We start from the raw sequence: 12,121 nt of genomic DNA, 5'->3' as shown, positions 1-12,121 counted from the left end.
CTACCGCACGCCGCAGGGCCCGACCACCTGCTTCAGCCCCGCGGCATCGTCCGGCAGCCGGAAGGTGAACGCCAGCGCGGGCTTGCCCGCATCGGGCGGACGAATCTCGGCCGCCAGCCCCCGCCCCGGCTGCGACAGCCAGCGTTCGGCGTCCTCCCTCGACAAGGAAAAGCCGAAGGTGAACACCTCGTCCTCGCCCCACCAGCCGGAGACGTGACGCGGCGCCGAGCGATCGCCTGCGAGCGCGATGGTCAGCCGCCTCTGGCGTTCACCGATGCCGCCGGGCCCCTCGAAAGGATCGGTGTCGAATCCCAGCGCCCGCGGGATCGCGAGGCTGGTCGTCATGTCCGCATCGGGGCGACAGCCGATGGTCAACTGGGCCGGCAAGGCGCGGTCGCCGACCTTGGCCGTGCCGGCCAGGGTCGCGGTCTGCAACGGATTGTCCGGATAGGGTTTGGCGACCGTCCAACCGGGGGGCGTCTCCGCCGCGGCGTTTCCGAAAGACGTCGCGAGGATCAGGCCGATGGTGGCCAGGGATGTCGCGCGCGGCATTTGGACTCCCCTTCCACGGAATCAGGCCGGCCGGCGCGGCACGACCATGTTCGCGACCATGACCTGCACCGGCTCGCCCGCCTGGTTGAGGGTGGTGATCCGGGTCTTGACCAGGCCGCGGTCGGGACGCGATTGGGACGGCCGGATCTCCAGAATCTCGCTCTCCACCCGCAGCACGTCGCCCGGGCGCACCGGCCGCGGCCAGCGCATCTCGTCGGTGCCGCCGCCGATCAGCCCGCCGGCCGGCTGATAGGGGCTGCCGACCAGCAGCTTCATGGTCAGGGCCGCGGTGTGCCAGCCGCTGGCGGCGAGACCGCCGAAGAACGTGGTGCGCGCCGCCTCCTCATCGAGGTGGAAGGGCTGCGGGTCGAACTCCCGGGCGAAGGCCTTGATCGCCTCGGCCGTGACCGTGACGGTCCCCGAGCCGAAACGTTGCCCGACCTCGAGGTCCTCGAGATGGAGGCGGCGGGTGGCGGTGTCGTCCGGCGGCATCGGCGTCATCTCCCTGGTACGCCCCAGCATGGCGCGGCCAAGCCGATCGCGGAAGCGCCGGATCGATGCTTCATCCAATCGACACACTGGCCCGGCCGGTTCCGATGGTCTACATCCCGCACATGACCGACACCGGATTGGCCACGCGCAAGGCGGCCGTCGAATTGCTGCGGGCCGTGCTGGCGCAGCGGCGCCCGATCGACGAGGCGCTCGACTCTCATCTCGCCCTGCAGGGCATGGAACCGCGGGACCGCGCCTTCACCCGCCTGCTCCTGACCACGACGCTGCGGCGCCTCGGCCAGATCGATGCGCTGATCGACGGCGCGCTGAAGACGCCGCTGCCGCGCGGCGCCGCCATCGTGCGCGACGTGCTGCGCCTGGGCCTGGCCCAGAGGCTGTTCCTGGCAACCCCGTCCCACGCCGCGGTCGACACCTCGGTCGAGCTGGCCGGCGTGACCGGCTTCGCCGGCATGAAGGGGCTGGTCAACGCCGTGCTGCGCCGGCTGGCCGAGGACGGCCCGGCCTTGCTGGCCGGCCAGGACGCGGCCCGGCTGAACACGCCGGACTGGCTGTGGTCGCGCCTGGCCGACGCCTATGGCGAGGCCACCGCCGCCGCCATCGCCGAGGCGCATCTGCACGAGGCGCCGCTCGACCTCTCGATCAAGGCCGATCCCGAGCTCTGGGCCGGCCAGCTCGACGCCCGCATCCTGCCGACCGGGACGCTGCGGCGCGAGGCCGGGGGCATGGTGCCGGAGCTGCCAGGCTTCACCGAGGGCGCCTGGTGGGTGCAGGACGCCGCGGCCGCCCTGCCCGCCAAGCTGTTCGGCCCGGTCGAAGGCCGGCGCATCCTCGACCTCTGCGCCGCGCCCGGCGGCAAGACGGCGCAGCTGGCCGCCGCCGGCGCCACGGTCACGGCGATCGACCGCTCCAGCCGCCGGTTGAAGCGGGTGGCGGAGAATCTGGAACGACTCGGCCTCGCCGCTGAGCTGCACACTGCGGATGCCGAGACCTTTACCGGCGCCGCCCCCTATGACGGCGTGCTGCTGGACGCGCCCTGCAGCGCCACCGGCACCATCCGACGGCACCCCGACGTGCCCCGGCTGAAGGGGCCGGAGGACGTGGCCAAGCTGGCAGCGGCGCAGGCGCGCATGCTGCGCCGTGCGGTCGAGCTGGTGCGGCCGGGTGGGATCCTGATCTGGTGCACCTGTTCGCTGCTGCCCGAGGAGGGCGAGGTGCAGATCGACCGGCTGCTGGCGGAGGACGACCGCCTGGCCCGCCTGCCGGTGGCGGCGTGGGAGCTGGGCGGGTCGACCGAGCTACTGACGCCCGCCGGCGACGTCCGCGCCCTGCCCTGCCACTGGGCCGATCTCGGCGGCCTGGACGGCTTCCACATCGCCCGGCTGAAGCGGCGGTCGTGAGTCCAGGCTCTTTAGCCAATAATCAGACAAAAACAATTGCGCTCTGCCACGCTCTCTTTCACAGTGCCGCCCGAACGAGACCGGGTTACCGGACCAGGGGAGGAGCGGCGCGGATGGCGCTTCTGGAGCTGCGTGATATTGCCAAGCATTTCGGGGCGATTCATGCCCTGACTGGCGTCAGCTGGTCGATCGAACCCGGCGAGGTGGTCGGGCTGATGGGCGACAACGGCGCCGGCAAGTCCACTCTGGTCAAGGTCATGGCCGGCAACTTCCCGCCGACCTCCGGCGAGATGCTGCTGGAGGGAAAACCGGTGCATTTCCACAAGCCGGTGGACGCCCGCGAGGCCGGCATCGAGGTGGTCTATCAGGACCTCGCCCTGGCCGATAACCTGACCGCCGCCGCCAATGTCTTCCTCGGCCGCGAGCTGAAGAAGGGCGTCTGGCCGCTGCAGCGGCTGGACCACGGCGCCATGAACCGGCGGGCGCAGGAGCTGTTCGCCGAGCTGAAGTCGGAGACCCGCGCCGGCGACCTGGTGCGGTTGATGTCGGGCGGCCAGCGCCAGGCCGTGGCCATCGCCCGCACCCGCCTGGCCAACGCCAAGCTGATCCTGATGGACGAGCCGACCGCGGCGATCAGCGTGCGCCAGGTGCATGAGGTGCTGGAGCTGATCCGCCGCCTGCGCGACAGCGGCATCGCCGTGATCCTGATCAGCCACCGCATGCCCGACGTCTTCGAGGTCTGCGACCGGGTGATCGTGATGCGCCGCGGCCGCAAGGTCGCCGACAAGCGCATCGCCGCCAGCTCGCCCGAGGAGGTGACGGGACTGATCACCGGCGCGCTGGAGGCGGCGTGATGGCCACGGTGACGATGAATTTCGACAATATCCGGCGGCAGGGCCCGCTGCACCGGATCATGTCGTCCCAGATCACCTACGTCCTGGCGGCGCTGGTGATCCTGATGGTGGTCATGACCATCGCCTCGGACAAGTTCCTGACCGAGCGCAACCTGCAGAACGTCGCCCAGAACTTCTCCTACATCGCCATCGCGGCGCTGGGGCAGACGCTGGTGATCATCCTGGCCGGCATCGACCTGTCGGTCGGGTCGGTGATGGCGCTCGGCGCCGTGGCCACCAGCCTGGCGATGACCTGGACCGCCGACTGGCCGCTGTTCGTCGACTGGCCTGGCCTGGCTCTCACCTTCGGCGTGCTGGCCGGCGTCGCCGTCGGCGGCGTGGTCGGGCTGGTCAACGGCCTGTTGATCGCGCGGCTGGGCCTGTCGCCCTTCGTCACCACGCTCGGCATGCTCAGCGTCTGCCGCAGCCTGGTCTATGTCGTCACCCAGGGCCGCGGCTCGCCCACCGCCGGGCCGGCCAAGGACCTGTTCCGGACGCTGGGCAACGACCCGATCTTCGGCATCCTGCCGCCGTCGCTGTTCTACATGGCGGTGCTGGGGGTGATGATCTGGTTCCTGCTGCGGCACATGCAGTGGGGCCGGCACGTCTTCGCCATCGGCGGCAACGAGAAGGCGGCGGCGCTGACCGGCGTGCCGGTCGAGCGGGTCAAGATCTCGGTCTATGTGTTCTGCAGCGCGCTCGCCGGCTTCACCGGCGTGCTGCTGCTGGCCTGGCTCGGCTCCGCCCCCGCCAACACCGCGGTCGGGTACGAGCTGCGGGTGATCGCCGCCTCGGTGATCGGCGGCGCCAACCTGACCGGCGGCATCGGCGGGCCGCTCGGCGCCGTCACCGGCGCGGCGCTGATCGAGGTGATCCGCAACGGTCTGATCCTGAGCGGCGTGCAGCCCTATTGGCAGGATTTCTTCGTCGGCGTGTTCATCATCCTGGCGGTGCTGCTGGACCGCATCCGGTCCAGGCGGGCGGCCTGAGCCGCCGCACCGGCAACGAGTTCAACAAGGGGAGGACGATCATTATGAAGAAGCTTCTTTTGGCCGCGGCGGCGCTCGGCGCGGTCCTGGCCCTGGCGGGCGGCGCGAATGCGCAGGACAAGCTGCGCTTCGCCCTGGTGCCCAAGGCCATGAACAACCCCTATTTCGACCTGTCGCGCGACGGCTGCATGGACGCCGGCAAGAAGCTGGGCGTCGAATGCGTCTATATCGGCCCGGTCGAGCACGAGCCGGCCAGCGAGGCGCAGATCGTGCAGGACCTGATCACCCAGGGCATCGACGGGCTGGCGATCTCGGTCGCCGATGTCGACGCCATGACCAACGTCATCAACCAGGCGGTCGAGGCCGGCATCCCGACCATCACCTTCGACGCCGACGCGCCGGGCTCCAAGCGCCAGGCCTTCGTCGGCACCGACAACTACGCCATGGGCAAGGCGATCGGCGAGATGGCCGCCAAGCTGAAGCCCAGCGGCGGCACCTTCGCCCTGGTCTCGGGCGGTCCGGCCGCGGCCAATCTGAATGACCGCGTGCGTGGTGTGATCGACGGGCTGGGTTCCGGCTGGACCCAGGTCGAAGGCTCGCCGCTCTACTGCAACGACGACGCGGCGCTGGCGGTGCAGCAGCTGCAGGACACGCTGACCGCGCATCCCGATATCGATGCGCTGCTGCCGGTCGGCGGCTGGCCGCTGTTCGTGCCCGACGCCTTCCGCAACTTCGCCGAGCCGATCAAGGCCAAGCTGGCGTCGAAGGAAGTCGTGCTGGTCTCGGCCGACACGCTGAAGTCGGAGCTGGAGCTGCTGCGCGACGGCTACGCCAACGGCCTGATCGGCCAGCAGCCCTACCAGATGGGCGCGCTGGCGATGGAGATCCTGCAGAAGCTGAAGAAGGGCGAGAAGGTGGACGAGATCACCTATGTCGGCCTCGACACGGTGACCCCGGACAACGTTCAGGAGTTCCTGGCCAAGGCGAAGTAAAACCCGCAGGGGGCGGCCGGGGCGTCGCGACGCCCCGGCCGGTCCTTCGTCACTGTCGGCTTCGTCACGGTTGTGACGCGGTCGGCCAGTTGTTATGAGGACGATCATGGTCAAGCCGGTCCTGATCGCTCCCTCGATTCTCTCCGCCGATTTCGCCCGCCTGGGGGAGGAGGCCCGTGCCATGACCGAGGCCGAGGCCGACTGGCTGCACCTCGACGTCATGGACGGGCATTTCGTGCCCAACATCACCTTCGGCCCCAGCGTGGTGAAGGCGCTGCGCCCATGGTCGGCCCTGCCCTTCGACACGCATCTGATGATCGGCCCGGCCGATCCCTACATCCCGGCCTTCGCCGAGGCCGGGGCGGACCGCATCAGCTTCCACCCCGAGGCCGGGCCGCACCCGCACCGCACCGTCCAGCTGATCCGCTCGCTCGGCAAGTCGCCGGGCGTGGTGCTGAGCCCCGGCACGCCGGTCGCCATGGTCGAGGAGCTGCTGGGCGACATCGACCTGGTGCTGGTGATGACGGTCAATCCCGGCTTCGGCGGGCAGAGCTTCATCGAAAGCCAGCTCGACAAGATCGCCCGGCTGCGCGCCATGATCGACAAGAGCGGCCGCGACGTGCGCCTCGAGGTCGATGGCGGCATCACGCCGGAAACCGCGCCGCGGGTGATCGCCGCCGGTGCCGACACGCTGGTCGCCGGCACCGCCGCCTTCCGCGGCGGGCCCAAGGCCTACGCCGCCAACCTCGCCGCCCTCCGCGGCAAAAGCTGAGCGATGCGGGATCCGCGCGCCATAACCCGCAGCGTCCAGGACCAACTGGCGCGGTTCGCCTATTCGAACCCGCTCTACTCGGTGGCGCTGGGGCGCAAGGGGCCGCGCGACCTCTTGATGGTGCCGCCCGATCCCTGGCCGGGCGACGCCGAGCGCGGCGCCGCCCTGATCGCCGGCCAGTACCGGCTGGGCGGCCAGACCTATGAGGCGGCGGCCGCCGCGCCGTGGGAGCCGTTCGGCGCCGCCCCCGCCTTCATCGAGGCACTGCACGGCTTCGAATGGCTGCGCGACCTGCGCGCCGCGGGCGGCGACCAGGCCCGGCGCCAGGCGCGGCGGCTGATCGACCATTGGATCGAACGCTACGACCGCTGGCACCCGCTGACATGGCAGCCGGACATCCTGGGCCAGCGCATCGCCAGCTGGCTCGGCGCCCACGACTTCTTCTGCGCCAGCGCCGATGACGATTTCCGGGCCCGGGTCTTCGCCAGCCTGTCGCGGCAGCTGCGCCACCTGACCCGCGTCGCCGACGGCGACCCGATGGACCCGCGCCAGATCCAGACCGTGCGCGGCCTGGTCTACGGGGCCGTCGCCCTGCCCCAGGGCCGGCCGCGGCTGGACCTGGCGCAGCGCATCCTCGGCAAGTGCCTGCCGCGCCAGATCCTGCCCGATGGCGGGCACATCCAGCGCAACCCGGCGATCCACCTGACGGTGCTGCGCCATCTGATCGACATCCGCGCCGCCTTCCGCGCCGCCCAGGCGCATGTGCCGGACGCGCTGCATCTGGCGATCGACCGGATGGCGCCGGCGCTGCGCCTGTACCGCCACGGCGACGGCGGCTTCGCCCTGTTCAACGATTCGCAGGAGGGCGAGCCGGTGCTGATCGACGCCGTGCTGGCCCAGGCCGATTCCAAGGGCAGGGCGCCGAAGAGCGCGCGGCACAGCGGCTTCGAGCGGGCGATGGCCGGCCGCACCCTGCTGCTGCTGGATGTCGGCGCGCCGCCGCCGGCCGGCGTCGACGACGGCGCCCATGCCGGGCTGCTCTCTTTCGAGCTGTCGGTCGGGCGCGAGCGCATGATCGTCAATTGCGGCGCCTGGCCCGGCCGCGGCAGCGCCGAGGACAGCGCCTGGCACACCGCCCTGCGCGGCACGCCGGCCCATTCCACGCTTTGCGTCGCCGGCCGCGATTCGGCCGAGATCCTGCGCGACGCCGGCATCGGCAAGCGGCCGCGCAGCATCGAGGTCGACCGGCAGGAGACGCCGCATTCGGTGCTGATCGACGCTTGGCACGATGGCTATCGCGAGGCGCTGGGGCTGATCCATCGCCGCCGGCTGGAGCTGTCGGCCTCCGGCGACGAGCTGCGCGGCGAGGATATCCTGTTCGCCGAGACCGATGCCGCGCGCGGCCTGCCCTTCGCCATCCGCTTCCACCTGCACCCGGCGCTGCAGCTGTCGCCGGTGCAGGGCGGCAGCTCGGTGATCATCCGCCTGCCCAGCGGCGACGGCTGGCGGCTGCGCGGCTATGGCGGCGAGGTGGCGCTGGAGGAAGGCATCTATCTCGGCCGCGGCACCGAGCGCCGCAAGACCACCCAGGTGGTGATCTGGGGCGAGGTCGGGACGGAGAGCACCGGCGTGCAGTGGATTCTGCGCCGCGAACGGCGGCTGGCTTAGGATCGGCGGAGGTCGCGGTTGCCGGCTGAGATCCACACCCGGCGGACGCTGGCCGCGCAGCTTCGCGAGATCGGCCTCGGCCCGGACGATTCGGTGATGGTCCATGCCGGGCTGCGCTCGGTCGGCCGGATCCTCGGCGGCCCCGATGCGCTGATCGACGCCCTGCAAGACGCGATCGGCCCGGGCGGCACGATCCTGGTCTACACCGACTGGAGCGACGACTACCACGACCTGCTGGACGAGGACGGCACCATCCCGGCGGAGCTGCGCGACGACATCCCGCCCTTCGATCCGGCTTCGTCCCGCGCCCGCCGCTTCAACGGCGCCATCGCCGAGTTGGTCCGCACCCGGCCGGGCGCCAGGCGCAGCGCCAACCCCGGCGCCTCCTTCGCCGCCGTCGGCGGCCGGGCCGAGTGGTTCACGGCCGACCACGCCCTCGACTACGGCTATGGCGAGCGCTCGCCCTTCGCCAAGCTGGTGCAGGCCCACGGCAAGATCCTGATGCTCGGCGCCCCGCTCGACGCCATGAGCCTCCTGCACCATGCCGAGCACCTGGCCCGGATCCCCGGCAAGCGGGTGGTGCGCTACGAGGCGCCGATCCTGGTCGAAGGCCGGACGGTCTGGCGCCGGTTCGAGGAGTTCGACACCTCCGACCCCGTCGTCGACGGGCTGCCGGACGGCTATTTCGCGACCGTGGTCGAGGATTTCCTGGCCAAAGGCCGGGGCGTGCGCGGCACCATTGGTGCGGCAACCGCGGTCCTGGTCCCGGCGGCGGAGATGGTGGATTTCGCCGTGCGTTGGCTGGAGAGCCGGTTCGGCGATCCGGAGCGCGGCGGCGCCGCATCCGCCTAGACAGTCGACAACCTACCCGTCCGGGTCTAAAGACGGGCGCCACGTCTGCCCCGGGGAGCCCTCCCATGACCGAAGCCGCCCTGCCGATCCGCCGTGCGCTGATCTCCGTCTCCGACAAGACCGGCATCGTCGAATTCGCCCGCTTCCTGGCCGAGCGCGGGGTCGAGATCCTGTCGACCGGCGGCTCGGCCAAGGCGCTGGCCGAGGCCGGCATCCCGATCAAGGAGGTCTCGGCCCATACCGGCTTCCCCGAGATCATGGACGGGCGGGTCAAGACCCTGCACCCGAAGATCCATGGCGGCCTGCTGGCCCGGCGCGACAGCGACGAGCATCTCGAGGCCATGACCGATTACGGCATCGCGCCGATCGACCTGCTGGTCTCGAACCTGTACCCGTTCGAGGCGACGATCGCGCGCGGTGCCGGCTTCGACGACGCCATCGAGAACATCGACATCGGCGGCCCGGCTATGACCCGCGCCGCGGCCAAGAACCATGCCTTCGTCGCGGTCGTCACCTCGCCGGTCGACTATGAGCCGCTGCGCCTGGAGATCGCGGCCAATGGCGGCACGCTGGGCCCGACCCGCCGCCGCCTGGCCGCCGCCGCCTTCGCCCGCACCGCCGCCTATGACGCGGCGATTGCCGCCTGGTTCGCCGAGGTCGAGGGCGAGACCTTCCCGCCGCGCCTGTCGCTGTCCGGCAAGCTGGCGGAGACGCTGCGCTACGGCGAGAACCCGCACCAGGCCGCCGCCCTGTATCTGAGCGGCCCGGCGGTACCGGGACCGGCCACCGCCGAGCAGATCCAGGGCAAGGAGCTGAGCTACAACAACATCCTCGACGCCGATGCGGCCTTCGAGGCGGTGTCGGAGTTCACCGAGCCCGCGATCGTCATCGTCAAGCACGCCAACCCCTGCGGCGTCGCCATTGCCGCCACGCTGGCCGAGGCCTATGCCAAGGCGCTGGCCTGCGACCCGGTCAGCGCCTTCGGCGGCATCATCGCCGCCAACCGGCCGATCGACGGCGCCACGGCGCAGGCGATCACCGCGCTGTTCGCCGAGGTGGTGATCGCGCCGGATGTCGAGCCGGAGGCCGCTTCCCTGTTCGCCACCAAGGCCAATCTGCGGGTGCTGAAGACCGGCGGGCTGCAGGACCCGAAGCAGCGCCGCCGCATCCTGCGCAGCGTCGCGGGCGGTTTCCTGACCCAGACCCGCGACGACGCGGCGCCGGAGGCGTCGGAATTGAAGCTGGTCACCCGCAAGGCGCCGACCCCGCAGCAGGTCGAGGACCTGCTGTTCGCCACCCAGGTGGCGAAGCATGTCCGGTCCAACGCCATCGTCTTCGCCAAAGGCCGCGCCACGGTCGGCATCGGCGCCGGGCAGATGAGCCGGGTGGACAGCGTCAAGATCGCGGTGTCGAAGGCGGCGGAAGCCGCCAAGGCCGCGGGCGAGACCGGCTCGCGCATCGCTGGCTCGGTGGCGGCGTCGGAAGCCTTCTTCCCCTTCGCCGACGGTCTTCTCGCTTTGGTCGAGGCCGGGGCCACGGCGGTGATCCAGCCCGGCGGGTCGATGCGCGACCGCGAGGTGATCGAGGCCGCCGACCAGGCCGGGATCGCCATGGTGTTCACCGGCCGCCGGCATTTCCGGCATTAAGACAGTGCCGCTCTTTTTGAACTGATTGCCTTTTTACTGTCATTGCCGGGCTTGCCCCGGCAATCCAGAAGATGTCGACAGTCTCTGGATGCCCGGGTCAAGCCCGGGCATGACAACAAGAGAAGCCTAACGACGTGAGGTCACCTCCGGACCTGCCGTGCTTGGCCCGCTACAGCAGGCCAACGCATTCAGACCAGCCCCTGTTCGGATTTCCCGGAAACTCGCCGATCGGCTTCGGCCACCATCGTCGGAAGGTCCTTGGCCAGGAGGTATCGCCGCTTCTGAGTCGGCACGCCGATCCGGATCTGGTCGATCGTCTCCATCACGCTGTCGGCGGCCGTGGCCGCCGGGATCTGGCAGAGAGCCTGCAGTGACACTCCGAGAGTGAGGACCAGCGTAGCCAGATCCGTCCTGCACACCGCCATCATGCCCATCGCCTCCCCTCCCGACGCGGTTCGATCATGATGCCACCGCAACGTCCCAAATGGAGGTAGCCTTAGCCCCGCTTGGGTTCCCGCACCGTCGCCACGATCAGCCCCCCGAGCGCGAACAGGGCGACGACCGCCGCCATGCCGGCGCGTTGGGTGGCAAAGGCGGCGGTGGCGGCGGCGAACAGCCAGGGACCGATGAAGCCGGTGGCGCGGCCGGTCAGGCCGTAGAGGCCATAGGCCTCGGCCTCGCCGCCCATGGGGGCGAGGCGGCCCATCAGGGTGCGGCTGGCCGCCTGCGCCGGCCCGAGGAACAGGCCCAGCACCAGGGCCAGGCCGATGAACCAGACAGGGTCGGTGACCAGGATGATCGGCACGCCGAGGACGACGAGCCCGACGATCGCGATCAGGATCGTCGGCTTCGACCCGATCGCGTCGTCGACCCAGGCGAACAGCACCGAACCGAGGCCGGAGGTGACGTTGAGGCCGATCGCGAACAGCACCAGCTGGCCGAAATCGAGCCCCAGCGCGCCGGCGGCGTAGATGCCGCCGAAGGCGAACAGCATGTTGAAGCCTTCGCGGTAGATCGCGCTGCCGATCAGGAACCGCACCAGGTTGCCCTGCCCCGGCAGCGACTTCAGTGTGCGCCAGAGATCGGCCAAGCCGCGGCGGATCGCGGCCCGGATCGGGGCGCCGCCTGGCCGCTCGCCGACCAGCAGCAGCAGCGGCAGGGCGAAGACCGTCCACCACAGCGCCACCAGCGGCCCGGTGGCGCGCGGGCCGGCCGACTCCACCGCCGGCAGCGGCAGCAGCGGCGCCGCGTCTCCGAAGCCGATCAGTCCGAACAAGGCGATGACGAGGCACAGCAGCCCGCCGAAATAGCCGAGGCCCCAGCCCCAGCCGGAGACGCGGCCGAGCATCCCGGGCGGCGCCACGTCGATCAGCAGGGCGTTGTAGAAGACGTAGGACAGCTCGAAGGCGACGGCAGCAAGGCCGACCAGCACCATCGTCGGCACGATCCAGGACGGGTCCGGCGCCGCGAACCAGAGCAGCGCCGTCGGCACCACGGCCGCGGCGACGCAGGCGGCAAGCCAGGCCTTGCGCCGGCCGCCGTGATCGGCGACCGCGCCCAGCACCGGGCTGAGCAAGGCGATGGCGACGCCGGCGCTGCCGGTCGCAACGCCCCACAGTGCCGCGCCGCGGTCGGCGTCGCCGACGATGCCTTTGGTGAAATAGACCGAGAAGACGAAGGTGCCGATGACCGTGTTGAAGGCGCTCATCGCCCAGTCGTAGAGGCACCAGCCGAAGATCGCGGCCCGCGAGGCGGCGGGCGGGGTGGCGGCCTCGGCGGTCACGGATGGCTCCCCCTCAGCGGAGTCGGGAACCCATTCCCTGATCCGTCATCCCCGCGAAAGCGGG

General features: G+C 70.8%; 12 protein-coding genes. 8 read left to right on the top strand and 4 right to left on the bottom strand.

Going from position 1 to position 12,121, the window contains the following annotated elements; all coding sequences use genetic code 11:
• Together KXR53_RS18450 and KXR53_RS18445 are read right to left on the bottom strand one after the other, a co-directional pair.
• Window positions 1-552, bottom strand: coding sequence for a hypothetical protein (locus KXR53_RS18450; protein ID WP_437376714.1), 552 nt, complete (start codon window positions 550-552; stop codon window positions 1-3).
• Between the two features lie 21 nt (window positions 553-573).
• A complete protein-coding gene (locus KXR53_RS18445) occupies window positions 574-1,044 on the bottom strand; it encodes a MaoC family dehydratase (protein ID WP_437376713.1) in 471 nt (156 codons plus the stop codon).
• A gap of 65 nt (window positions 1,045-1,109) precedes the next feature.
• Here KXR53_RS18445 and KXR53_RS18440 point away from each other — a divergent pair, with 65 nt between their 5' ends.
• From KXR53_RS18440 to purH, 8 genes are all read left to right on the top strand, one after another.
• Window positions 1,110-2,462 (top strand): RsmB/NOP family class I SAM-dependent RNA methyltransferase, encoded by a 1,353-nt coding sequence (locus tag KXR53_RS18440; protein ID WP_437376712.1) that lies wholly within the window; start codon window positions 1,110-1,112, stop codon window positions 2,460-2,462.
• Between the two features lie 113 nt (window positions 2,463-2,575).
• On the top strand, window positions 2,576-3,316 hold the full coding sequence (locus KXR53_RS18435) for an ATP-binding cassette domain-containing protein (RefSeq protein ID WP_437376711.1): 741 nt from the start codon (window positions 2,576-2,578) through the stop codon (window positions 3,314-3,316).
• Complete coding sequence (locus KXR53_RS18430) at window positions 3,316-4,344, top strand: ABC transporter permease (RefSeq protein WP_437376710.1); 1,029 nt, start codon at window positions 3,316-3,318, stop codon at window positions 4,342-4,344. Before KXR53_RS18435 ends, KXR53_RS18430 begins: the two co-directional genes overlap by 1 nt.
• Window positions 4,345-4,388: 44 nt before the next feature.
• Window positions 4,389-5,336: a sugar-binding protein gene (locus KXR53_RS18425; protein ID WP_437376708.1), complete on the top strand. Its 948-nt coding sequence runs from the start codon at window positions 4,389-4,391 to the stop codon at window positions 5,334-5,336.
• Window positions 5,337-5,442: 106 nt separating this feature from the next.
• Window positions 5,443-6,108 carry a ribulose-phosphate 3-epimerase gene (gene rpe / locus KXR53_RS18420; protein WP_437376707.1) on the top strand — a complete coding sequence of 222 codons (666 nt, stop codon included), beginning with the start codon at window positions 5,443-5,445 and terminating at the stop codon, window positions 6,106-6,108.
• 3 nt (window positions 6,109-6,111) lie between these two features.
• Window positions 6,112-7,776: a heparinase II/III family protein gene (locus tag KXR53_RS18415; RefSeq protein WP_437376706.1), complete on the top strand. Its 1,665-nt coding sequence runs from the start codon at window positions 6,112-6,114 to the stop codon at window positions 7,774-7,776.
• A gap of 18 nt (window positions 7,777-7,794) precedes the next feature.
• A complete protein-coding gene (aac(3), locus tag KXR53_RS18410; RefSeq protein WP_437376705.1) occupies window positions 7,795-8,628 on the top strand; it encodes an aminoglycoside 3-N-acetyltransferase in 834 nt (277 codons plus the stop codon).
• A gap of 65 nt (window positions 8,629-8,693) precedes the next feature.
• A complete protein-coding gene (gene purH / locus KXR53_RS18405) occupies window positions 8,694-10,274 on the top strand; it encodes a bifunctional phosphoribosylaminoimidazolecarboxamide formyltransferase/IMP cyclohydrolase (RefSeq protein WP_437376703.1) in 1,581 nt (526 codons plus the stop codon).
• Between the two features lie 188 nt (window positions 10,275-10,462).
• Here purH and KXR53_RS18400 read toward each other — a convergent pair whose 3' ends face one another.
• Both KXR53_RS18400 and KXR53_RS18395 read right to left on the bottom strand, forming a co-directional pair.
• On the bottom strand, window positions 10,463-10,708 hold the full coding sequence (locus KXR53_RS18400) for a hypothetical protein (protein WP_437376702.1): 246 nt from the start codon (window positions 10,706-10,708) through the stop codon (window positions 10,463-10,465).
• A gap of 62 nt (window positions 10,709-10,770) precedes the next feature.
• Window positions 10,771-12,057, bottom strand: coding sequence for an MFS transporter (locus KXR53_RS18395; RefSeq protein WP_437376701.1), 1,287 nt, complete (start codon window positions 12,055-12,057; stop codon window positions 10,771-10,773).
• Window positions 12,058-12,121: the final 64 nt, after the last annotated feature.

The organism is Inquilinus limosus, from assembly GCF_051487185.1.
Classification (GTDB): domain Bacteria; phylum Pseudomonadota; class Alphaproteobacteria; order DSM-16000; family Inquilinaceae; genus Inquilinus; species Inquilinus limosus_F.
This window is presented reverse-complemented; position numbering and strand designations above follow the sequence as displayed.